This is a genomic window from Mesorhizobium sp. WSM3864 (genome assembly GCF_002294955.1).
GTDB lineage: Bacteria > Pseudomonadota > Alphaproteobacteria > Rhizobiales > Rhizobiaceae > Mesorhizobium.
The window spans coordinates 276,469-298,920 of the sequence record NZ_NSGD01000001.1; the positions used below are offsets into that span (position 1 = coordinate 276,469).

General features: G+C 59.2%; 25 protein-coding genes, 1 tRNA gene and 1 pseudogene. 17 read left to right on the forward strand and 10 right to left on the reverse strand.

Going from position 1 to position 22,452, the window contains the following annotated elements:
- Nucleotides 1-4: 4 nt before the first annotated feature.
- The 3 genes from CK215_RS01345 to CK215_RS30580 form a co-directional block, all read right to left on the reverse strand.
- Nucleotides 5-889: a cytochrome c oxidase subunit II gene (locus tag CK215_RS01345; RefSeq protein ID WP_095829873.1), complete on the reverse strand. Its 885-nt coding sequence runs from the start codon at nt 887-889 to the stop codon at nt 5-7.
- 241 nt (nt 890-1,130) lie between these two features.
- On the reverse strand, nt 1,131-1,376 hold the full coding sequence (locus tag CK215_RS01350; RefSeq protein ID WP_095780722.1) for a hypothetical protein: 246 nt from the start codon (nt 1,374-1,376) through the stop codon (nt 1,131-1,133).
- 93 nt (nt 1,377-1,469) lie between these two features.
- Nucleotides 1,470-1,772, reverse strand: coding sequence for a hypothetical protein (locus CK215_RS30580; RefSeq protein WP_127214219.1), 303 nt, complete (start codon nt 1,770-1,772; stop codon nt 1,470-1,472).
- Between the two features lie 204 nt (nt 1,773-1,976).
- Between CK215_RS30580 and CK215_RS01355 the strand changes: the two genes are divergently transcribed.
- The 8 genes from CK215_RS01355 to CK215_RS01390 all read left to right on the forward strand — a co-directional run bounded on the left by CK215_RS01355 (nt 1,977) and on the right by CK215_RS01390 (nt 11,555).
- Nucleotides 1,977-3,134: an AraC family transcriptional regulator gene (locus tag CK215_RS01355; RefSeq protein WP_245299691.1), complete on the forward strand. Its 1,158-nt coding sequence runs from the start codon at nt 1,977-1,979 to the stop codon at nt 3,132-3,134.
- Between the two features lie 648 nt (nt 3,135-3,782).
- Nucleotides 3,783-4,397, forward strand: coding sequence for a DNA ligase (locus CK215_RS01360; protein ID WP_095829874.1), 615 nt, complete (start codon nt 3,783-3,785; stop codon nt 4,395-4,397).
- Between the two features lie 375 nt (nt 4,398-4,772).
- On the forward strand, nt 4,773-6,422 hold the full coding sequence (locus CK215_RS01365; protein WP_095830151.1) for a bifunctional diguanylate cyclase/phosphodiesterase: 1,650 nt from the start codon (nt 4,773-4,775) through the stop codon (nt 6,420-6,422).
- 155 nt (nt 6,423-6,577) lie between these two features.
- Nucleotides 6,578-7,099, forward strand: coding sequence for a ubiquinone biosynthesis methyltransferase UbiE (locus CK215_RS01370; RefSeq protein ID WP_095829875.1), 522 nt, complete (start codon nt 6,578-6,580; stop codon nt 7,097-7,099).
- A complete protein-coding gene (locus CK215_RS01375) occupies nt 7,096-8,274 on the forward strand; it encodes a class I SAM-dependent methyltransferase (protein WP_095829876.1) in 1,179 nt (392 codons plus the stop codon). The genes CK215_RS01370 and CK215_RS01375 overlap by 4 nt, the downstream gene beginning before the upstream one ends.
- A complete protein-coding gene (locus CK215_RS01380; RefSeq protein WP_095830152.1) occupies nt 8,271-10,637 on the forward strand; it encodes a SpoIIE family protein phosphatase in 2,367 nt (788 codons plus the stop codon). The genes CK215_RS01375 and CK215_RS01380 overlap by 4 nt, the downstream gene beginning before the upstream one ends.
- Before the next feature lies 1 nt (nt 10,638).
- Nucleotides 10,639-11,199, forward strand: coding sequence for an ATP-binding protein (locus CK215_RS01385; RefSeq protein ID WP_170950193.1), 561 nt, complete (start codon nt 10,639-10,641; stop codon nt 11,197-11,199).
- Between the two features lie 17 nt (nt 11,200-11,216).
- Nucleotides 11,217-11,555 carry a hypothetical protein gene (locus tag CK215_RS01390; RefSeq protein ID WP_067000080.1) on the forward strand — a complete coding sequence of 113 codons (339 nt, stop codon included), beginning with the start codon at nt 11,217-11,219 and terminating at the stop codon, nt 11,553-11,555.
- A 76-nt stretch (nt 11,556-11,631) separates the two neighbouring features.
- Here the strand turns inward: CK215_RS01390 and radC are convergent, their stop codons facing one another.
- From radC to CK215_RS01405, 3 genes are all read right to left on the reverse strand, one after another.
- Nucleotides 11,632-12,384 carry a DNA repair protein RadC gene (gene radC, locus CK215_RS01395; protein WP_095829877.1) on the reverse strand — a complete coding sequence of 251 codons (753 nt, stop codon included), beginning with the start codon at nt 12,382-12,384 and terminating at the stop codon, nt 11,632-11,634.
- Nucleotides 12,385-12,547: 163 nt separating this feature from the next.
- Nucleotides 12,548-13,438 carry a DMT family transporter gene (locus CK215_RS01400; protein WP_170950194.1) on the reverse strand — a complete coding sequence of 297 codons (891 nt, stop codon included), beginning with the start codon at nt 13,436-13,438 and terminating at the stop codon, nt 12,548-12,550.
- 36 nt (nt 13,439-13,474) lie between these two features.
- Entirely contained in the window at nt 13,475-14,143 is a 669-nt protein-coding gene (locus CK215_RS01405) for an NAD(P)H-dependent oxidoreductase (RefSeq protein ID WP_245418581.1), read from the reverse strand.
- Here CK215_RS01405 and CK215_RS01410 point away from each other — a divergent pair.
- Nucleotides 14,142-15,071, forward strand: coding sequence for a LysR family transcriptional regulator (locus tag CK215_RS01410; RefSeq protein WP_095829879.1), 930 nt, complete (start codon nt 14,142-14,144; stop codon nt 15,069-15,071). The genes CK215_RS01405 and CK215_RS01410 overlap by 2 nt on opposite strands.
- A 64-nt stretch (nt 15,072-15,135) precedes the next feature.
- Here the strand turns inward: CK215_RS01410 and map are convergent, their stop codons facing one another.
- The gene (gene map / locus CK215_RS01415) at nt 15,136-15,963 is read right to left on the reverse strand and encodes a type I methionyl aminopeptidase (RefSeq protein WP_095829880.1); all 828 of its coding nucleotides are present in this window, start codon (nt 15,961-15,963) and stop codon (nt 15,136-15,138) included.
- A 210-nt stretch (nt 15,964-16,173) separates the two neighbouring features.
- Here map and CK215_RS01420 point away from each other — a divergent pair, with 210 nt between their 5' ends.
- The 3 genes from CK215_RS01420 (at nt 16,174) to CK215_RS01430 (ending at nt 17,410) form a co-directional block, all read left to right on the forward strand.
- A complete protein-coding gene (locus CK215_RS01420) occupies nt 16,174-16,569 on the forward strand; it encodes a hypothetical protein (RefSeq protein ID WP_245418582.1) in 396 nt (131 codons plus the stop codon).
- A 112-nt stretch (nt 16,570-16,681) separates the two neighbouring features.
- A complete protein-coding gene (locus CK215_RS01425) occupies nt 16,682-16,918 on the forward strand; it encodes a hypothetical protein (RefSeq protein WP_095829882.1) in 237 nt (78 codons plus the stop codon).
- 186 nt (nt 16,919-17,104) lie between these two features.
- Nucleotides 17,105-17,410 (forward strand): DUF982 domain-containing protein, encoded by a 306-nt coding sequence (locus tag CK215_RS01430; protein WP_095779214.1) that lies wholly within the window; start codon nt 17,105-17,107, stop codon nt 17,408-17,410.
- 4 nt (nt 17,411-17,414) lie between these two features.
- On the opposite strand, the gene CK215_RS01435 is transcribed toward CK215_RS01430, so the two are convergent.
- Complete coding sequence (locus tag CK215_RS01435; RefSeq protein ID WP_095826126.1) at nt 17,415-18,101, reverse strand: aspartyl/asparaginyl beta-hydroxylase domain-containing protein; 687 nt, start codon at nt 18,099-18,101, stop codon at nt 17,415-17,417.
- Nucleotides 18,102-18,458: 357 nt separating this feature from the next.
- On the opposite strand from CK215_RS01435, the gene CK215_RS01440 reads away from it, so the two are divergent.
- On the forward strand, nt 18,459-19,124 hold the full coding sequence (locus CK215_RS01440; RefSeq protein WP_170950195.1) for an outer membrane beta-barrel protein: 666 nt from the start codon (nt 18,459-18,461) through the stop codon (nt 19,122-19,124).
- A gap of 89 nt (nt 19,125-19,213) precedes the next feature.
- Here the strand turns inward: CK215_RS01440 and CK215_RS01445 are convergent, their stop codons facing one another.
- Nucleotides 19,214-19,915 (reverse strand): GNAT family N-acetyltransferase, encoded by a 702-nt coding sequence (locus tag CK215_RS01445; protein WP_095829884.1) that lies wholly within the window; start codon nt 19,913-19,915, stop codon nt 19,214-19,216.
- A 66-nt stretch (nt 19,916-19,981) separates the two neighbouring features.
- Between CK215_RS01445 and CK215_RS32385 the strand changes: the two are divergent.
- The 4 genes and pseudogenes from CK215_RS32385 to CK215_RS31200 form a co-directional block, all read left to right on the forward strand.
- Nucleotides 19,982-20,142, forward strand: a pseudogene (locus CK215_RS32385) (two-component sensor histidine kinase); the annotation flags it as partial.
- Nucleotides 20,143-20,262: 120 nt separating this feature from the next.
- On the forward strand, nt 20,263-20,559 hold the full coding sequence (locus CK215_RS31190) for a hypothetical protein (RefSeq protein WP_170950196.1): 297 nt from the start codon (nt 20,263-20,265) through the stop codon (nt 20,557-20,559).
- 311 nt (nt 20,560-20,870) lie between these two features.
- Nucleotides 20,871-21,044, forward strand: coding sequence for a hypothetical protein (locus tag CK215_RS31195; protein WP_095829885.1), 174 nt, complete (start codon nt 20,871-20,873; stop codon nt 21,042-21,044).
- A gap of 33 nt (nt 21,045-21,077) precedes the next feature.
- On the forward strand, nt 21,078-21,371 hold the full coding sequence (locus CK215_RS31200) for a hypothetical protein (protein WP_170950197.1): 294 nt from the start codon (nt 21,078-21,080) through the stop codon (nt 21,369-21,371).
- Nucleotides 21,372-22,250: 879 nt separating this feature from the next.
- On the opposite strand, the gene CK215_RS01470 is transcribed toward CK215_RS31200, so the two are convergent.
- A tRNA-Glu gene (locus tag CK215_RS01470) sits at nt 22,251-22,325 on the reverse strand.
- Between the last annotated feature and the right edge of the window lie 127 nt (nt 22,326-22,452).

Below are 22,452 nucleotides of genomic sequence, written 5' to 3' on the forward strand. Positions count from 1 at the left end.
CTGTTCAGCGGGCCTCGACAGTTTCGACTTTTGCCCCGACGTCCAAAGCGGACGCCATTGTCTTTCCTGGCAGCGGGTTCGCCGAGCCCGTTTGCTGAGGCGCCGACAGTTGCGCAAAAGTCTGCTGCTGCCCGAGCCAGGTCAGGTAATCCTGCTCGGTGTCGACCATCACCATGCCATGCATCAGCGGATGTCCCTGGCCGCAGAGCTCGGCGCACAGGACCTGGAAGGTTCCGGTCCTTGTTGGAGTGAACCAGAAATAGGTGACCGATCCCGGGATCATGTCCATCTTGGCGCGGAATTCCGGGATGTAGAAATCATGCAGCACGTCGATCGAACGCAGCAGCATCTTGACCGGTTTGCCGACCGGCAAGTGCAGGTCCGCCGCCTCGACCACGACGTCGTCCTGGCCGTTGGGATCCTCTGGGGCGATGCCTAGCGGGTTCTCAGCGGCTACTTCACGGGTGTCCGAAGTGCCGAGCTTGCCATCCTTGCCCGGCAGGCGATAGCTCCACTGCCATTGCTGGGCAACGACCTCGATTTCGGTCGCATCGCTCGGCACGTTGACGAAGCGGCTCCAGACGAACAGGCCGGGAACGAGCAAGGCGGTGACGCCGATCGCAGTGACGATCGTCAGCCACCATTCGAGACGCTTGTTCTCCGGTTCGTATACCGCGCGATTGCCTTCGCGATGGCGAAAGCGGAACACGCAATACGCCATGAAGAGCACAACGGCGGCAAAAACGACGCCGGTGATCCAGAAGCTGATGATGATGGTGTGGTCGATATAGTCCCAGTTCGAGGCAATCGGCGTCCACCACCATGGGCTCAGGAAGTGGAACAACACCGAGCCCACGACGATCAAAACGAGTACAAGCGCGATGGCCATGTCCCGTCCTCCGGTATTTCATGGGAGCGCGAAGCATCCAACGCCAATACCAAGCCGCATCATGCTCGATTTCCGGTTGAAATTCCAGAGCCGACTAGCTGATGTGCAAAACGTTGCTGCGCGCCCGGACCTTTTGGGGCGGGGGGCCTTGGCGCAGCGGGCCCTTCGTCGAAGCATTGCCCTTACGGACGATGTGCAGAGGGCTGAATGGCCGGCTTGATGCCGCTGGCGGGTAGATCAACTAGTTCATTTTAGGCGTGCGGACGGCTGCCCTGGCCTTTTGCCGGCGAGATTTGACCGCCTCCAGCAGTTCGCGTTCGTTGGTGTGAGCATTTCGAAAGATGGCCACAACCAATACCGCTAGAATTTCGGCGTCCGGGTCCAAAGGATCGAGCTGTTCATCTGCGCAGACCTGATTGAACACGCGTTCGCAAACGGCCAGATCGAGAGGGCTAAGGCAGGTGCGATTGAAACGCCGACGCAGCATTTGAGCGAACCTTTCAGGGCCCGCCGCCCGTACTTTGCGGCGGGGCCTTGTCACCGAGGCTTGAAAAGATGTTGTCCCCAGCTTCTAGTAAGGTTACTCCATGCTCGGCGATTGTGTTGTCAATAATCCCAAAATCTGTGCGCAGTCCCGAGATCTATATTGGCCGACCCGCATGAGCTGGTAATAGTCTTGCCGTTTGTTGTCAGGTATACGAAAGCCGCGTCGAAAGTCAGCCGCCTCTTTCGGGGCGCGAGTGCAGCCAAGTTTGCTGGCGCTGACTTTCAAACTCGCCAGTGAGCATCCGAGCTTTGCCGCAATGTCTTTCAAAGGCTCGTTGTTGACATATCCATCAAGAATTATCTTGCGGCGAGCTTCTCCTTTGACTTTTTCATTCATTACCTGGTCTCCTCAACGTCGCTTTCACGATGTCGGAATCTATAGGCGCCGGTCTGAAGTGTGTCGTTAGCCTCGTATCCAGAAACTTATCTCGGGATGCATTTCTTATTGTAACCCAGCGTGATCGACGATGCGGTCCACAGGCTTGCCAGATCCCGGGATACACCACATGATTGCGGGGGCATGGGCATACCGGAATCGGATATGGCACCACGCGCGATGGACGCTAAGGAGCAAGACGAGGCGCATACCGGGCCTGTACCGGAGCGTGAGCGACGGCGTTGGCCTCGCGACGTTCAACCCGACAACGAGGCGGCTCGGCCAATCGCGCCGGCACTGGAACCGCTGTCCTTTTCAACACTCGAACTGGCAGCAGAGGATCAATTCCCCGCTTGGCAAGCGCATGTGGCACCGCTTGTCGAGGTCAGGCTGCCGGATGACAAATCGCTGGACGACGGCTTCCCCGCAGCGCACAAGGCTTGGAATCTCGGCGGCATGCTGATCGTCGAACAGCGGACGCCGGCGCACAGTTATATCCGTTCCGCCGCAAAGCTTCGGTCCAGCTCGATCGATCATTGGTATGTCGTCTTGCCACATACCGGCCGGTCGTGGACGGAGGTCAATCGCCGTGTCGCGGAGGGCCAGCCGGGCAAACTTGAGATCAGGTCGCTAGGTTACCCGTTTCGCGGGAGGATGACCGAATCCGAAAGTCTCGTTCTATATTTGCCGCGTGATTTGTTCGCCGACGCGGCGGCAACCCTCGACGCAAACAACAATTCAATTCTTTCCGGCAATTTTGCAAACCTTTTGATCGACTATGTCGACGGCATCGTAACAAGACTGCGCAGCCTCACCGCTGACGACCTGCCTCGCATCGTACACGCAACCCGCAGCATGATCATTGCGTGCCTAGCGCCGCCGGCCGAACATGCGGCTGCGGCCGAACAACTGGCGAGTGTCGCGCTGATGGAGCGGGCCCGTCGATACGTCCAGAACAACCTGGAAGCGGCTCATCTGACGCCGGATTCAATGTGCCGGGCGCTCGGTGTTTCGCGATCTCGTCTCTACCAGCTGTTCGAACCGAGCGGTGGGGTGCTCCATTACATTCAAAGTCGCCGACTTCTAGCGGCCCATGTTGCGCTCAGCGATCCGGCGGACAGCCGGCGCATCGTTCAAATTGCGGAGGCCTTCGGGTTCAGTTCAGCGGCAAATTTCAGCCGGGCGTTCAGCAAGGAGTTCGGTTACAGCCCCCGCGAAGGGCGCAGGACGACGGTGTTGCCGCGCCCCGCCCACTCTGTTTCGCTTGGCGAGCACGAGAAGACCTCCTCGTTTGAAGGATGGCTCAAGGCGCTTGGAAGCTGATCATAGCATCCGCGGCGGACGTTTCATCAGTATGCCCGGAGTGATACTGGATCCGGCGACAATCCTTGCCGGGCAAGCGATCCTTGGCTGGCGGTACCCCATTGGGCAAAATCCCTGGCGAGAGATGCCGTGCCGATCGAGATATGTACGCCCGGATAAGTATCTGGATGCGCAGCTAACGACAGCGCGGCCTTATTCGTAGATGTTCGCTGTGACTTAGCGGGGGGCTCGGCACAGGCGGCAGGTTTCCAAGTTGGGGGGAATATCGCACCGCCTGTGCCGACCGCGCCGCCGCAAACCGTCAAAGGCGTAAGTGAGTTAGCGTGCCAAGGCCGAGGCGGCCGGTTGGTGTTCATTCCGCCGCAGAATGGCCTAGTGGGGGCTCGATGGCTTAGTGGGGGCTCGGCACAGGCGGCAGATGTCCAAGTTGGGGGACATCGGATCGCCTGTGCCGCTCGCGCTACCGCTATCCGTCGAAGGTGTGGCGTAGTTGAGTAAGCGTGCCAATGGCCGAGGGGCGGCTGGCCGGTGTTCATTCCGTCGCAGAATGGCTTAGTGGGGGCAAGGCACAGGCGGCAGGTGTCCAAATGGATACCAGATCGCCTGTGCCGCTCGCGCCACCGCTATCCGGCAAAGATGGTGGCGTAGTTGAGTCAGCGTGACAAGGTCGACGACGAACGGCTGGAGTTCATTCCGCCGCAGATACCAACTCTTGTCGAGCGGCCGCCCGAAGATGAAGGGTGGGTCCACGAGGCCAAATTCGACGGCTACCGCACGCAAATCATCATTGATAAGAACGGCGCGCGTCTTTACAACAAGAACGGACGCGACTGGACGACTAAATACTGGCCCATCGCGCTAGCTGTCGACCTGCCATGCCGGGCTGCCATTCTCGACGGCGAGGTGATTGTCTCAGGCGAGCGGGGCTCGCCCGGTTCTCCTGAGCTGGAAGCCGCGATCTGGAACGAGCCGAGCCGGCTGGTGTTCGTCGCTTTCGACATCCTCCATCTCGACGGTCGCAATCTTATCCCCTTACCCCTGCTGCAACGCAAGCAAGCGCTGTGGCGACTGGTTGAGCCTGGCCTCGGCAAGATCCAATACAGCGAGCATTTTGAGGGCGACGCGCTCGCGATCTTTCGCGCCACCGAGAAAACCGAGCTCGACGGCGTCATCTCGAAACGCGCCGATAGCCCCTACCAGAGCGGACCGTCGAAAACGTGGCTGAAAACCAGATTTTTGAGAAAGCCGATTTCGAAACACTAGGTCTGTGATCGATCCCAGGCCGCGAACTCCGCTCTGTCCTGTGGGTCGCAATATTTCGAATCAGGCCTGGCGCGACGCCGATTATCTGTCGATCCGCGATTTATTAACAATGAATGAACCACCATCGTGGAATAACCTGCCGCCAATCACAGCGGAGCAGCCATTGCAATTACAGCGCATGCCGCGCTTGTTGAAATAGCGAGTTGAAAGTTTGCCAAGCTTGTTACTTATGCTATTTCTAAACTGGGGGACGCTAATTTTCACCGCCTACGGAGGTGGCTTTTGCGTTCAGAGGCATCAGGCGTCGGCACGCAGAATGAGGAGTCTTCCTCAAGCGATGGTTCACGTGCCGGCGAAGCGCTTCTCGCTAACCTGTTGGCGAATACGACCGAACTTCTATCGTTCTATGATAGCGACTTCCGCCTAACTCACTACGCCGCCAGGCTTAAACGCCTGTACGGAGGTGCGGTGGTGCCAGGCGCCGCCATTTGGGAGATCTATCCAAGCTTCCTCGATACGAGGTGCCGCGACGAATTTCTTCGGGTGTTCCAGGGCAGCTCTGCGGCAAGCATTGACCTGCCGCGCTCATTGGGCGAAGCGCCCCGCTCCGTTTTCGTCTTCGGCACTGCAGATGGCGTGGGAATCATTGAATCCCGGGAGCAGGGGGAGCGCAGCGCGGCGCAGGAGCAGGAGCATATGATTCTGCTCCATCAGGCGACGCACGACGTGCTGACCGGACTGCAGAATCGACGGCGATTCGGTGAGCGGCTGCAGCAAGCGCTGGCGGCCATCGGCGGATCTCAGCCGAAAGCCGCCCTGCTGCAAATCGATCTTGACGATTTCAAAGCGGTCAACGACACGCTCGGCCATGGGGCAGGCGATACGCTTCTGCAACTTGCGGCAGGTCGAATCCGCGACGCGCTGGAGGACGGCGAATCTGCGTACCGGTATGCCGGCGACGAATTCGCCGTCATCCAATTGGGCAAGGAGCAGCCCGCGGAAGCCGAGCGCCTCGCCACATCGCTGGTCAACGCGTTCAAGGACCCTTTCGTCATCAACGGCATTCCCGTCTTCGTCGGTTCAAGTATCGGAATCGCTTTCGGGCCGGAGCACGGGACCGATGGCGAGCAGCTGATGAAGGCGGCAGATATTGCTCTTTACGCAGCCAAGACGGATGGTCGCGGCTGCGCTCGAACGTTCAATCGCTCGATGCTGTTGTTGCTTGAGCAACGCGAAAATCTGAGGCGCAGCCTTCGAACCGCGCTGGAGCGGGGCGAGCTTTACCTGGACTATCAGCCGCTCATCAGGCCTCCTTCGTCGGTGATTGGTTTCGAAGCGCTGCTGCGGTGGCGGCACCCCGAGATCGGAATCATTCCGCCCGGCGTGTTCATTCCGATCGCCGAAGCGGACGGTCTGATGGACGAAATTGGACGATGGGTGCTCGAGCAAGCTTGTCGCCAGGCATTGGCCTGGCCTTCCGCGCTGACAGTCGCAGTCAACCTGTCGCCGGCTCAGTTCCTGAGCGGTTCGCTGACGGACACGGTCGCTCAGATCATCGACGCAGTTGGAATCCGGGCTGAAAGGCTTGAACTCGAGATCACCGAAACGGTTCTTCTTGAGAAGACTATAGACAACATAGATACATTGAATACTTTGAATGTCCTGGGAATACGAATCTCGCTCGACGATTTTGGAACATACTATTCATCCTTGAGCTACCTTAAGAATTTTCCGTTCGATACCTTGAAGATAGATCAATACTTCATCGCGGATCTGGAGACGGATCTAAAGAGCCAAACGATTGTGCGATCGATCATAAGTCTGGCGCACGGCCTGGGAATAAGCGTCACCGCCGAGGGGGTCGAGACGGCGGCGCAGGCACGGTGGCTGATCAAGGAAAATTGCGATTACCTGCAAGGCAATTTCATGGGACGGCCGCTCGGATCCGAGGCAACCGGCGATTTCATCAGGCGGTCGCCGCCGAAGGGGCTGGAAGCGATGGAGGAATCAAATCGGGCGCGCTAGCCACTTGCACCGTTTGTAAATCGGAGGGCTGTAAAAACGATCGAGCTAGATGCCGCGCAATGCGGGACTGGCTCATCACGAGGCGGTCAAATTTCCGTCCCGGAGTTCATCGCGTCACCTGGGCTCAAATACGGATGGAATAGGAGAGGATGCGGATGGGATCTGTTCATCATGACCCGGTTGGCGAACCGACTTTTGAGCCGATGATCCAGATCGACATGGAAATCAAGACTTTTGTCTCCGCTTGGAAACACTGCGATTATGTCTCGACGTACATAGCCCGGATGATCAGTCAAAACAGATCAGACTCGGTGCGGCATTCGAATCTCTTTTCCTCTGCGTTCAACGAATTACTGGAAGTCGCCTTTCGTACCCGCCACGCCGACGGCGAACTGGCATGCAGGGTGTCTCGCTATGGCGCGACGGACAGGATCGAACTGACATTTCCCTGCATGCCGGAGGAGCGCCAATTCTACGAAGAAGCCGTTTCGCAAGTCGCGGGATTTGAGGCCAAGGAGCGATATCTCAATTCTGTGTCTGGGGATCTGGCGCCCAGCCGGGAGGTGGTACTCCTGGAACTGGCTGTCGACTACAACGCGGCACTCAGGGTCGAGGAAGCCGACGGCGATGCGATCACGCTCGTCGTGGATCTTCCGCTTGAGGGCCTGCAACATTGAGCCCTTACAACCTGCACGCGCGCTTCAAGGCGCAGTACGATGCGAACAACCAGGAGTTCTCAATATCTGGGGTGGTCCGGCCTCAGGCGATCGATGAGCTTGGGCCTAGCCTGGCATTGCTTCGCGATGCGATCGGCCGAGTACGCGGCGTTCTCTACGTCAATGTCAGGCGCTTGGCGCAGATGAACAACGCTGCATTTTACGCCTTTTCGAGGATCATCATCGATGCCTGTCGCGCTCGACCCGATCTCAAATTTGTTGTCATCACGTCGAGCGTCGTCGGATGGACCTCGCGAAAATTCGGTCGGCTGAGCGGAATCGAACCGAACATCACGGTCGAGGAGTATGACAGCGAATTCTATCCAGGGCAGGGCTTCCTCGAGGAAGGCGGGTTCGTTCCAATCCTGCGCACGCAGACAAAGATGACCTGGCGCCACGAGCGTGCAATCCTGCCGCGACATGGCATGAGACCCGGGATCGTTATGGCCGACATCTGTTGCGGGATCGGTGATTTCGCCGTGCTCGTGCAGAAAGAGTTCCAGCCGTCGCGGATTGTCGCCCTCGACCACTCCATATCAAGCCTAGACTACGCCCGACGCGTGATGCGGGAGTTCGATATCCGGGGCATCGAATATACTTATGGCGATGCCTCGGAAATGCTGCTCGACGAGGAGCAGTTCGACTTGGTCACCTGCCGACATTCGCTTCAAATCTTCAATCGACCGGAACTCATCCTCAAGGAACTCTACCGCATATGCAAGCCAGGCGGGCGGGTCTACATCACCAACGAGAAGAATTCGCATTGCCTCGGCGAGCCGCGCGCCGAAAGCATCCGTTGGACATACAATGAAGTGGCGAAGCTGTTCGCGCATTTCGAAATGGACGTTGAGCTCGGGCCCAAGAGTCGCCGATATCTGATCGAAGCCGGATTCGACGACATACGTGTCGAGACCTTCACGGTCACCAACTTGGACGGAGATGCGCAGGACTTCGCCGATGTCATTGTAGCATGGGCCGATGTGTATGCCGGCGAGATGGCAACCAAACGCGGCGACGGGCCGGAGTTCGTTGCACGGTTCCGGCAGGGCTTCCAGGATCACATATTCGCTGCGCTACACCCCAAGGGTTATGCGGGTTGGCCGATCTGGGTCGCATCGGGGCGAAGGCCGCAATGAAAGCCGACGATCAGCCTACACCGCGCTTCGGCCTGCGCTCCTTCCGGGCGAAATTCGTATTGGTCGTCGGCGGCGCCGTGCTGTTCGACCTCCTGCTGAGCGGTGGCCTGGCGCTCTGGAACGTTCAAAAGCTGTCGCGCGACGCCACGTCGGAAGTCGGTGAGGGCCTGACCACCGCAAATCAGGAATACATTCGCTCCTATGCCGACTCGACAGCGTTAAGCGTCGACCTCCTGCTCGATCGAGTTCATGGGGACGTGAAAGCGCTGGCCGGCGTCCTGCAGGCCCAGACCGACGATCCGAGCCGGCAGCGACAGGTCGGAGCAACCCTTTCGCATGAAGCACCCGGCTCGGTGAAGGTCGTCTATGACGCGAAGGGCGATTGGGCGCAGAACCTGCCGGGCGCGCCTTCCGTGATTAGCGTCTGGGGCTACCTGCTGGGCGCCGACCACACGCCGCTGCCGAGCGTTGAGCAGGAAATCGAAGACAGTACCGTTCTGGATCTCGTCGCGCCGACCCTTATGGCCAGCGGATCGCCAAAACTGCAGATGTACTATATTGGTCCGAAGGAACGGCCGATCTTCAGGACGGTACCGTATACGGACCAGGCGCAGACCTTCGATCGACTCTATCCAGGCCACAACAAGGCGGAGTTCTGGGAGTTCTTCTTTCCGGGGATCTACGGGTCATGGCAGCAATGGGCGAGGGATCCAGCCTCGCGTCCAGTCCCCGACGACATCACTCAGACGGCGCCCTACACCGATGCGATCACGGGAAAGCTGATCGTCAGTTTCTTCCACCCGCTGTGGACGCGGGACCGTACCGGTATCGCCGGTGTAGCGGGTGCAGACATCACTCTCGATCAGCTCGCGGAAGTCGTCGAGCGCGTCAAGATCGCCGAAACCGGGTTCGGCTTCCTCACCATGTCGACCGGCAATGTAGTGGCGATCAATCCATCGGGCGAGGCGATCATAGGCCTGACTTCGTCCAACGATGCGGGCACGCAGGGCGTCACCGGGCTGGAGAGGTCGCTGCGGGGAAGCACGCAGCCGGCCATCGCGTCGCTGCCGCTCGACCAGAACAATGACGGTGTCATTCAGCATATCATGCTCGACAACAAGGGCGAACACGTACCCTACATAGTTGTCCTCAAAAGATTGAAGCCGACCAATCTGTGGAGCTCGGGACCGATCAAGTCTGAAACGATGTCGGTCGGAATCGTCGTTCCAGAACGCGAAATCTATGCGTCCCTGGTCGCCGCGCAAAAGAGTATTTCCCGCGCGACCAATCGTATCCTGCTCTTTCAGGTCGCCGCCATCGTCGTTTCGCTTCTGATTGTCTTTGCGGCAGTGCTCGGGATCTCCAAGCGGATCACGGCCGGCCTCAGGGCGCTTGCCAGCGCCGCCCAGAGGCTACAGTCCAAAGATTATTCGGTCCGCGTTCGCGTTCCAACGCGCGACGAGGTTGGAGCGGTCGGAGTCGCCTTCAACCGTATGGCCGAGCAGATCAGCTTTCACACGGAAAACCTCGAGCAACTCGTCGACGAACGCACCAGGGAACTCGGCGACGCAAATCAGGAGATTTCCGCGCTCAACGAAAAGCTGCGGGACGAGAACGTTCGTCTCGGCGCCGAACTCGCGGTCGCCAGGCAAATCCAGATGATGGTCCTGCCGAAACCGTTCGAACTCGAAGCGATTCCGGGGCTGGAGATCGCGGCCTACATGCGGCCGGCCGACGAGGTGGGCGGGGACTACTACGACGTCCTCCAGAACGGATCACGGGTCAAGATAGGCATCGGCGACGTGACCGGTCATGGTCTCGAGAGCGGCGTGCTGATGCTGATGGTCCAATCCGTTGCACGCGCGCTGCAGGAGGCCAACGAAGGCGATCCGCATCAGTTTCTGGTTCGTCTGAACAGTGCCATCTACAAGAACATCGAGCGGACGAACACCGACAAGCATCTCTCGCTGGCCTTTCTTGACTTTGAGGACGGGCGGGTAACGCTATCCGGCCAGCACGAGGACATTCTGGTCGTGCGTGCGGATGGGGACGTCGAACGTATCGACACGCTTGATCTGGGTCTGCCCGTTGGCCTGGAGAACGACATCTCGCAGTTTGTTGACACGCGAGACATCGTGTTCGGGAGCGGCGACGTAATCGTGTTGCACACCGACGGTGTGACCGAGGCGGAAGATGAAGACAGAAGACTGTTCGGGTTCGATCGCCTCTGCAAGAGCGTGCAAAAGCGCCATGGCAGGAGCGCCGAGGACATCAAGACCGGGATCATCGAGGATTTGATGGCCCATATCGGAATCCAGAAGATCCACGACGACATCACACTCGTGATCATAAGGCATACGTAGGATGACAGCGCTGTTCGGTACGCCTGACATTGCAATCGGGATGAAGGGGAGCGTCAGTCGCGTGCGGCTGTTCGACGGACCTCTCGACTTGAGTTGGCGTCATTGCGCCACGACCTCGGACTTCATTGCCGATCTTTTCGCGTTGCGCTTTCAGTCGTCGCGCAATGACTACATGGAGGTGCGGCATAGCATCGGATATCTGGTCAACGAACTCATCGAAAACGCCGTCAAGTTCCGCGCACCAGGCGAAATCGTGGTTGAGGCGTCGATGGATTCGGAGTGCTTCAAGCTGAAGGTGTCGAATGACGTCGATGGTGAAATCGCGTCCGAGTTCCAAAGCCTTCTGGCGGACATCACGGTTGGCGACCCAAAGGACCTGCTGATACAGCGGATTGAGGCGAATGCCGCGAACCCCGACGTGGGGAGCTCCGGGCTTGGATTGCTGACGTTAATGAGCGACTATGGCGCGCGCTTGGCCTGGATATTCAGCCCCGCCGATGAAAACGATCGTATTTGCCTGGAAACATATGCCTCCATTCCGATCTCGCAAACTCACAACTAGATGAAGCGAAGCCAGATATGGAAATCAAGACAGACGACTACCGCGTGTGGACTGAGGGAAGCGATATCTTTTTCGACGGTGCAATGCGGCTTGCCAGTTCCGAGGCGGGTGCGCCGATCACGGCTTTGGCGACCAGTGTTCTTGCCTCAAATCCCGCTTCCATCACACTCAATTTGAAGGACCTTCACTTTCTCAACTCTTCCGGCATCAACCTGCTGGCGAAATTTACCATCGAGGTGCGCAAGCATCCCGATGTTCGACTTGTCGTGCGCGGAACGCCCGACATACCCTGGCAATCGAAATCATTGCCGAACCTGAAGAAGCTGCATCCCGCTCTGGTGCTTTTGATGAACTAACGTCAACGCGTCTCGATCGAGCCATTGCCCGCGAGGTGCCCGCCGTCGGATGATTTCCAGCTGATATTCGGGACTGTCAGATCAGCAGCAGGCCCTTCATCGAGGCATTGCCCTTGCGGCCGATGATGATGTGGTCGTGCACGGCGATGCCGAGCGGCTTGGCCGTGTCGATGATCTGCTTGGTCATGTCGATGTCGGCGCGCGAGGGCGTCGGGTCGCCGGACGGATGGTTATGCACCAGAATGATCGCGCTGGCGGAAAGTTCGAGCGCGCGCTTGACCACCTCGCGCGGATAGACAGGCGTATGGTCGACCGTGCCGGTCTGCTGCACCTCGTCGGCGATCAGCCCATTCTTCTTGTCGAGGAAGAGAATGCGGAACTGCTCGCGGGCTTCGAAGGCCATCGCCGAGCGGCAATAATCGAGAAGCTGCGTCCAGTTCGACAGAACCTCGCGGCCGCGCACTTCGCCGCGCGCCATGCGCTGCGCCGTGGCGGCGATGACTTTCAGATCGGTCGCCACCGTCGGCCCGATGCCCTTCACTTCCTCGAGCAGGGACGCCGGCGCGCCGAGCACTTCGGCAAGCGAACCAAAGCGCGCGATCAGCGCCTTGGCGATCGGCTTGGTGTCGACGCGCGGGATCAGCCGGAAGAGAAGCAGCTCAAGCAGTTCATAGTCGGGCAGGGCGTCCGGACCGCCGGCCAAGAAGCGTTCGCGCAGACGATCACGATGGCCGTGGTAGTGCGGCTTCTCAACAGGCGCCACCTCTTTCTTCGGCGGCTCTACCCAGGCTTCAGAGAAAAACGCCCGCTCGTCCTCGACTTTTCCCATCGCCCGCCCACATCGCTGATCGAAAGAAGACCTTTGTCAGAGACTAAAGCATGATTCTGAAACGCGAAACGGTTCTCGATCATTTCAAGAAAGTAGCCGGGAGCGTTGCTGGGACATATCAAGACGCCGTGACGATGAGGGCTGCATCGCCTATTGGCGAGCGTTAAACATGAGCACCTTCGGCAGCCTGTTTCTTCACTGTTCTTGCCCCGCTGACCGAAACAGCGATGCCGAGGACGACAAGGGCGGTTCCGAGAATGTGGATCGTCGTGATGGTCTCGCCGAGAAGAAGAAACGAGAGCGCGAGTGCCGCGACCGGCAGCACTGCCATGAACACGCCAGCCTCTCCGCCGCTGGCGCGCGCGGCTCCTGAATACCAGAGCCAGAAGCCGATCACGGTGGGAAAAATGCTGATATAGACTGTCGCCAATAGGGCGGCAGGTGCTGCTGCAACGGTGCTAGACGCGGCAAGGGCGGCGGCGAGCGGCAAGGTCAGCAGCAGCGAAATGCTGCTCATCAGCGCCGCGAGATAGAGCGGCGCCAGCGGCTTGCTGATTCTCTTGTTCAGGATCGCAAACAGTGCTTCGCCGGAAACAGCGAGGACCACCAGCAGGTTACCCGCTAGCAGCTTCAGATCGAGGCCAAAGCCCTTAGCAGAGGCGACATTGACAAGAAGTGCGCCTGCCGTGACAGCGCCGACCGCGATCCAGAGCTTGCCGCCTAGCCTCTCCTTCAAGGCCAACGTTGCAACGAGGGCAGCCAACACAGGCAGAAGGCCGTGGATGACGCTGGCATTGGCACTCGTCGTCAAGGTCAAGGCGAGGATCATTAGAATGCTATAGCCCGCGCTGCCCGCGGCCGCCTGAATCATCACAATGATATATTCCTTTGCCAAGAGCCGCGGCCGCGGCGTGCTTGTCAGGAAGACGAGTCCCCAGAGGATCGGCGTCGAAATCAGGAAACGGAGGGGAACGGCGAGGAAAGGGTGCATGCCGCCGGCAATGATTTTCGAGGCCACCACGCCGGATCCGACCAGCGTCATGGCTATGGTCATGAGGGCGCCTGCAGTGATGCGTTGCGAATCCATATGTCAGCCTACGGTATAGGGGGCGCGCGAACGCGCCTCCTTCAGCGCAAGAGCCCACCACTTGAGCTGGTGGAGCATGGTTTTGACAGCGCCGGAGCTGCGCTTCGGATCGAGCGGGCCCGCACCATCGGCAAAATGCTCCCACACCCCGTGAAAGCTTACTGCGTCCCGGACGGTGACGGCGTGGAGCTCGGCAAATACCTGGCGAAGATGTTCGACGGCCCTCAACCCGCCGGAGACGCCACCGTATGAAACGAAGCCGACCGGCTTGGCGTGCCACTCGTCAGTAGCCTGGTCGATAGCGTGCTTGAGATGACCGGGCATGCTGTGATTGTATTCGGGGGTGACGACAACGAAGGCGTCTGCCTTGGCGAGCTTACCGGTGAATGCCTTCATCGCCGGTGTCGGCTCCGCCAAGTGCCGGCTGGGCAGATCAATGTCTGCAACATCGATGAGCGAAAGTTCGAATTCGTCCAGTCTCTGCGCCTCTTGGGCAAACCAGTTTCCGACCTTGTCGCCATAGCGTCGTTCCCGCGTGCTGCCGATCAGCGCTGCGAGCTTGAGCCGTTCAGTCACTTCGCTCTCCTGTCTCAGGCCAGGAAGTGATGACACACCGGGATGATCGATGGGATTGCTAAACGTTAGCATTTTCTGATCTAATTGATCGATCATGCTCGACGCGCTCACTCTCGATCAGATGCGGATGTTCCTGGCCGTGGCGGACGCGGGTAGCTTTCGACTGGCTTCGATGCGGCTCGATCGCGCGCAGTCGGCGGTAAGTCACGCGATTGCCAATCTGGAGACCGAACTCAAGACGGTGCTGTTCGACCGGTCGACTCGTCGGCCGACCTTGACCTCGGACGGGCGGGCCCTGCTGGACGACTGTCGCTCGCTGGTTCTACGCGCCGATCTGCTGCGCGCGAAGGCGCAGGGCATGGGCAGCGGCATTGAAATCGAGCTTGCGCTGATGGTGGACACGCTTGTTCCATTGCCGGCCGTCGGCAGGGCTCTTGAAGCCCTCCACGCCACCTATCCGACGGTTGGCGTCCGGTTGCAGACAGGTACCCTTGGGGAACCGATCGATTGCCTCCTGCAGGGCACGGTCGACCTCGCGATAACGGTGGGCGAAGACCTGCGCGATCCGCGCCTGGAATTCGATTCCCTCGCGCCTCTGTCGATGGCGGCGGTCGTCGGTGCTGGGCACGCTCTGGCCTTGATAGCGAAGAAAGGCCGGGTGAGTACGCCAGAGCTGGCCGATCACATCCAGATCGTCCTGATGGACCCTTCTCCTCGCTCCCATGGCCGCGACTATGGCGTGCTCTCCCAGCGCAAGTGGCGGGTCGGTAGCCAAGAGGCGAAACTGGCTTTGATCAGAGCAGGCATCGGTTGGGGGCGGCTTCCACTTTGGTTGATCGAGCGGGATCTTGTCGAAGAGCGGCTCGTGCAGCTTTCAGCCGCTGCGCTTGGCGAAAATGGGACGACGAAGAGTTGGGTCTATCTTGCCCGACGGCTCGACAGACCCTTGCTGCCAGGAGCCAGGTGCCTCAAGTCCGCACTTCTGACCGGAGCCGGGCTTGGTGATGCTGCCGGGCTTCGATAGCCTAGGCGCGCCTTGCCAATTGTTATGGACATCAGACCGTGCCGATGCCGTTGCCTGCGGCAGACTAGGCCGGCAGGCCGGGCCGATCGAGCTTCTTTGGCGAGAGCGTGAAGATCTCGCAGCCGGTGTCGGTGACGCCGATCGTATGCTCGTACTGCGCCGACAGCGAACGGTCGCGCGTCACCGCCGTCCAGCCGTCAGACAAAACCTTCACATGCGGGCGGCCGAGATTGATCATCGGCTCGACGGTGAAGATCATGCCGGGCCGCATCTCGACGCCTTCGCCGACGGTGCCGTAATGCAGGATGTTCGGCGCGTCATGGAAAAGCTGGCCGACGCCGTGGCCACAGAAGTCGCGCACCACGGAGCAGCGCTCGGCCTCGGCATAGGTTTGGATAGCGGCGCCGATGGCGCCGGTGCGAGCGCCGGGCCTGATTGCGGCGATGCCGCGCATCAGGCATTCGTAAGTCACCTCGAGCAGGCGCTCGGCGGCGCGCTTGATCGTGCCGACCGGATACATGCGCGAGGAATCGCCGTGCCAGCCGTCGAGGATGTAGGTGACGTCGATGTTGACGATGTCGCCGTCCTTGAGGGGCTTGTTGTCAGGAATGCCGTGGCAGACCACGTGATTGATCGAAGTGCAGGACGATTTGGTGTAGCCGCGATAGTTGAGCGTGGCCGGCAATGCACCGTGATCCATGCCGAACTCGAAGACGAAACGGTCGATGGTCTCGGTGGTGACGCCGGGCTTCACCATCGACACAAGCTCGTCAAGACAGCGCGCGGTGAGATCGCAGGCCTTGCGCATGCCCGCAAACCCTTCCTCGCCATAGAGGCGGATCTGGCCGGTGTTTCTCAAGGGGGCCGTTGCGGCGTCGAGATAGGTAACCATTCTTGTCCGTTCGCGGGTTGGCTCCTGACGCGAGCCGGTGCGGAAATTTTCTCCAGATTTGGCACCGGAAGCCGCAAGGTTCAAGGACGAAGTGCCTGCAACCGGTTTGCCGCGGGAATATTCGCTGGGCGGGCGCGTCTGGGCGTCGCAAGCTTTCCTTTCACCATCCCATGAGGTAGGCCGGGACCGCATGCAGGAGATTTACGCCCGTTGACGGCACCGGAACGCGCAAGATCGACGGTGCTGCCAAGCAGGACCGCGTGCTCGGCCCTGATGGCGCTGCTTGCGCTTGCGCTGGTGAGCTTCGCCCAGGCTGAGGTCTCCGCCTCGACAGCGTTTGCCTCGGGCGGCGCCGGCATCAGCGCGACGCGGCAGGGCGAAACGCTTGCCTTGCTGAGGATCGCCGGCAAGGCGCAGGCCCTCGAAGCCCGCGCCGGCCGGCCGCTGCCGGTAAAGCTCGTCAGCGGCAATCCCGGCATTCTCGCTCCGGCATCCGATTTCCTTGTCGCTGGCGGGGCTTTGCCGGCGCAGGCCGGCATCACGCCTGCCTTTGTGGCCGCGCCGCTCTCGCATACCAATCAGCCTCGCGCGCCACCAACTGCCTGAGCCAGGCGGTCGCAGACCTTTCTCACCTCAACTATTCCTTTCGCGCCGCGACCTGGCGACGGCTATCGGCTGTCGGCAGGTTGCGTGGCGCGTGTCCATTGGACATTTCTCGATGCAACGTATCAAGACATTCAAGACACTCACGCGCGCTGCTTCGGCAGCCGCGTTTCTCGCCGTCCAGGCAGTCATCTGCATAGGCACCGTCTATTGGGCTGTAGCCGCAACGCTTCGCGTGGAAGGAACGGCGGCGATCGTGCTCGGCGTCATCTTCGCCGTGCCGTCCGCCAATCTGCTGATGGTGGTCTCGCGCATGGCCTACGAGGCGGAGACGGACCCGGCGAACCAGTAGACGCAACCTCGACAGGGCGATGCCGGTTGCATCGCCCGGTCGAACGATGTGGCCAGAGCGCCGATCTGCCGCGGCAGTCGCCGGGCCCGCACCGCACTGAGGTCACATTCCTGCGTCAAAAACCGGTCAAAGAACTTTTCAGAACGAACGGCGTTGCTCCGACTTCGCCAGTTCGGGAGACAGGGAATGGACAGACTGCAATTCGAGGTGCCGGTGCGCATCACGCCCGCGCCCGGCCTGCCGGTCGAGGAAATCTACAGCGTCGAGCAGGCGCTCGATTTCCTGCAGAACTGGCCGAAGCGCCGGCAGGGCAAGGTTTATGACGCCGCGTTTAACGCCTGCTTCGGCGCGACAGTCGATGTGGCAAGCGCCGAGGAAGCGTGCCGGGCCTTCATGGCCTTCTGCCGCGTCAGCGGTTTGCTCGCAAGGGACATGATGTTGCCGCTGAAGCGCGGCGGCAGCGCAAGAGGGTTTCGCGAAGCGAGAGCGTGACGCTTTAACCGGCGAAAGATACCCCTCTGTAGTGCATTCCCACCTGCACGCCTCGAACGATCAACCTGGACAGGATCTCCATGTCCAGCGGCATATCCGGGCGCCACACATCAAGCAACAAGGCGATACGCGCCTGATCGGCGCTGTTCATGACCTCGTGCTCGAAAGTGTCGTCCCACAGCAGACATTCGCCGTCGGCGATCCGCTTTTCCTCATGGTTGATCATCATGATCGTTGCCGGGCGGCCGTCCGCCAGTTTCGGAATGACAAGGCCGAGATGAAATCTCATGATGCCGCGAAAGGGGCCGCGGTGGGGCGGGATGTGCTTGCGCGGCGCCAGGAATGAAACAGCCGCCGATTTGACCTCGGGGCACTCGGACAGCAACCGGCTGAGGGTAGGCATCTTCCCAAGGTTTTCCGGGATCGTCATGTCGTAGGCCTTGAGCACGAACATGCGCCAATCGAGGCCGTCATTGGCCGAAATCTCGGCCTGTTCCGGCATGATGTCGTGAAAACGCGGAACCCGGTTCAACTGCACCGACAGCGCTTCATCGCGAATACTCTGCCAGACGGCTGCGAACTTCGTCGCGTTGGGAAAATGCGTGGAGGCATCAAGAATCGCCGGTGCATCTATGCGTTTTTCATAGATACGACGCACCAGATCGCTTCCAAGATCGTAGACGTTCGACATCGCATCGCCTCGACCATGTTATAATATAGTGCACGATTGCTTTCAGCTATGGGTCACGGAGATTTGTTCCGAGGCGTCAGGCAGAGGTTCGGTTTTGTATCACTGCGTCTTGGATGTCATCTGCGGACCAGTCGTGACGCCTCGATGACTTCGGGCGTCGTGCTGTCGATCGTGGCGTCTCAGCGCCGGCGGCACACTTCCGATACGCCATGCCTGAAACGCGCCGTCCAAATCTTCCTAGCCTGTCCCTATCGAACATGAATCGGGCAGCGCACCCCAAAACCTAGTGTGGTAGCGCCGCTACAGCATTTCGCTGTCACGTCGGCTATGGGTGAGCTTACGGGTGGGGATGATTTCATGATCAAGATTTTCTATGCGTCGGTCGCCTTGGCTGCCCTGGCAGCGCCAGCGAACGCTCAAGACGGTAGCTGGACGGGATATTACGCTGGCGCGGAGATCGGAGCCGGGTTTTCGCATCCCGGGTTCGATGGGCCTTCGGCCGTCAGCAGTTCGGATTTCAGCGACACGGCCTTCATAGGTGGCGTCTACGTCGGCCACGACTGGCAGGCAGGCCAATTCGTCTACGGCGGCGTCGCAAGTTTCGATTTCCTGGGCTTTCACAACCAGAATTCGTCTCATGTCGTGGTGGATCCGATCTTCGGCGGAAAGACCCACTCATACAATTACGATTTGGACTGGGTAGCGTCTGCTCGCGCGCGTGCGGGCTTCTTGGCGTCGGATCAGTTCTTGCTGTACGGCACAGCCGGCGTTGCCGTTTCCCGTTTTGAGACTTCCTCATCGACAACCGGAATCTTGGGCGGGGCGGACGCAGTCACCACGACCAAAGTCGGCGGGGCATTCGGTGCAGGTGTCGAATACGCTTTCGCTCCGCATTGGGCGCTCAAGACAGAATACGTCCACTACGTGTTCAGCAGTGTTCACGTGGGCGGCAATGGCGCCGATCAGGTGACATTCAAACCGTCGTTTGGCACCTTGAATTTCGGCATTTCCTACCGCTTCTAGCGAGTAAAAGCGCGTCCCGCTTTCAAGTCTTTGGTTTTGACGCCTGTCGCTTCCCCAAAAAGCGCTGCGCACTTTGGGCGCGACATGCATCAGGAAAGGTTGCGGCCGAATGACTTGGCTGTCTCGCGCACAAAGTGGCGCGATAAGCCGGGTCCCTCAAAAACCGGAAGGGACGGAACAACTCGCACGCGCTTCTTGAACTCGTCCACAGTCAACGCAAAGATAAGCTGATCCAGGCGTTCACCCGTTTTTATGTCGAGTCGGTGGGACAGCAACGTCCCCTCTTGGCGCAGCATTCCAAGCCGGCAAGCTGTCACTGCTGCTTGATTTCGAGCCAGCGGCTCAAACATCAGCTTTTCCAATCTGCGTTCGACGAACAGATGCCAGATTGCGAGGCGAGTGGCCTCGATTGAAATCTGGAGCTTCCGCTGTGCTTTATCCCCGACGATGATGTGCAGAGACCCATTGCGGTGACGTGGATCAATCTCGATCATGATCAAGCCGATCGGGTCGTCGTCGAGCAGGCGGATCGCCAGCAGGTTACGCCGTACATTGTCGAAACTATTGACATACGTGCGGAACGATTCGAGCCCCATTGCCGTGCCAGCCATGTTCAACCCGGCGCTGACAGCTGGATCGGCAAGCCACCTTGTGAAGCGCTCATTCACTTCATTCGGCCGCAAGGTGCGGATCCGGCAAGTTTCGCCGGACCGGTCAACAAATATCGGTTTTTGAGCTGCGGCTATTGGTGGCAAACTTACGCGTTGGCCGGCGTGAGGCATCTTGGGCATCTGCGGGACTCACATCAAAACTCTGACCGGACAATGTCATCAAACTCCCGCCAAGGGGAGGATTCAATTCCGCCGGACCTATTGGAAAGGCCTTCGGAGCCGTTCTTCCGGGTCGATCCGGCGCGTACGCAATTCATTCCAGGCGCCGGGCGGGGGCTGACGATAGCCAAGGAAGATTATTGAGCGGTATGGCGGGTGAGAACCGGCAAGGCGGCGGTGGTGTTTGACGCTGCTTCCTAACGGATCCGAGCCGATAAGACCGCATATTTGTGCTGTTCAATCACCGGAGCCGTCGGCTGCATGCGTCCGGCGTGCAACTCAGAATCCGCTCCGCTGACGCTTGGGCAATGCGCGATGTGCTGTGTCAAAAAAATTGCCAGAACGCACAAAGCCCCGCCGGCAACTTGCCAGCGAGGCATTTGTTGGAACCCGATCGTCAATCAGTGGCGATCGTGTCCGCGGCCGCCGCTCTGGTGGCCGTTGTTTGCGGCACCCAGGCACTGGTTCCAGTAGCCATCGTGATTGCTGCAAGAAGTGATGGTCTGCTGCTGAGCATAAGCCGCACCGACCAAGCTGAAAACCGCGACAGTAGCCAGAATTGCATTGCGAATAATGTTGGTCATTTGAGTTTCCCTTTGCTCTGATTTCCGGCAGTGCCGGTCAACGCCGTTTTTGCAGCGATCATGTTTCGATCTGATGGTGCGCAATTTCGGCTTTGTTTCGAGGAGGCAACGGCACACGCTCCCTGTGCGTGGGATGCCTGGGACAACTCCGATCACCTCAAAACCTTCTGACCAGCTTGGTTGTGTGCGAGCGTTTCAGGGGCAACTGTTTGGTTACAGCCCGTGAGCTTGCGTGCGACGCGGCGGAAACAATCATCGACCATCTAGTACCGATCGAAAGCAGCCGAAGATCGCTCGCGGGACGGCTTCGGCACATGGAAGGATGATGAGCCATGTCGATTTTAAAAACGCTCAACCGCATGGGAGCGGCCCTGAAATATGCGCATGATGCCCAAAAAACGACGCGGATGCTGAACAGCCCGCCGCGCGAAATGCAAATGGATTTTGGCTGGGCAGTTATGCCGACCACCAAATATCTTTCTTCCAACACTTGGGACGGTATCTGACGAAGTTTCAGCGTAGAGCCGGCTAAGCCGCCCTTGTTCGGCAGGAGGACAATTCCGCAGCGTGCCGATGCCGTCGCCGACGGAGCCGCAGAGGTCAAGGCGAAGCTGGCCCAAGTCGATCTTGCTGCGCGATTCCTGGCCCATACGATGGAAACCTTGCACGGCGATTCCTACCGGATTGAGATCGACCCACGCCACTGGCTTCGTCTTGGTTCGGGTGGAGAATGTTTGGCGGCGGAAATAGACGGGCTGCTGATCGATACTCTTCGGACGAGGCTCGGCTGCTCAGGTGGCCCGGCTATTCCTTGTACGGAACAATATACCTGACATTGCTGTCGCCGCGCGTAACTGTAACTGTCGTATAGCCGGCTGGCAAAGAGCCCGTGATGGTCGGATCGACGACCTGGCATCGGCCGACCATTCTTCCGCTAGGAGCGCCGGCGAGTTCAGCTTCCAATGTGACACGGCATTCGTTGAGGGAGGCGAAAACCCGAGGCGCCGTATTAAGCGGTTTGCAGATCGAAGCCTCGCCTGGGCTGCACAAAAGCAAAACCATCACCGCTGCCGTAGCCGGGTCCATCGTCGAAGCTCCTTTGTGGAGCTTTAAACGCTCGCGAAATCCCTTTGTTTCAGATGTCGCTAAAATACGAGGCAATTCCCGGCGACCTCGGTGGCCGGGCCTGTCGATCCTCGGGAACAAGACGCGTTAGTTCGCTGTTATTATTAGCAGAGGCTAATACGATGCTTTTTAGCGTCACCAGTGCGACTTCGGATGCCGTTCTCGAAGCCAGGAACACTGACGCTGAGATCCTTGGAGTCGTCGACCTCGCCAACAAGACTGATGCCAAGATCGGCACTATGCGCCTGGGGCAAGCTATCCAGTTCGTTGCGAATGCATCCGTGCTTGGATACGGAGTTCGCGGAGCGATGGTGTTTTACGGAAAAGCAGGAACACCGAGCCTCAGGGCGAGGGAATGTGAGCAGTTGTGGGCGCTATATGGTTTCGCACTCCTTGAGCCATAATGTCTGACTCGATGGAGCGCTGGAAGGCGTTCACGTTATGAAAATCGCGAACGGATGACAGGAGCCGCCACGGATTCTCAGAGCGGGCCATTTCGCGGTCACCCGTCGGCCGTAATACGCAGTCGCTATTTGACGCTTATTGGATGATTTGCCGGGAGAGGGTGCTAACTCCCTGACATTTGCTGGTACGCCCAAGGGGAATCGAACCCCTGTTACCGCCGTGAAAGGGCGGTGTCCTAACCGCTAGACGATGGGCGCGCTCAGACGAAGCGGCTTATAATTGCGTTGCTCGCAACCGGCAACCCATCTGCCGCCACATGCGACAACTTTTTTCGCGAGCCTGCAAAACGCATGTTTGGCAACCGGAAAACAGTTCGACCGAAGC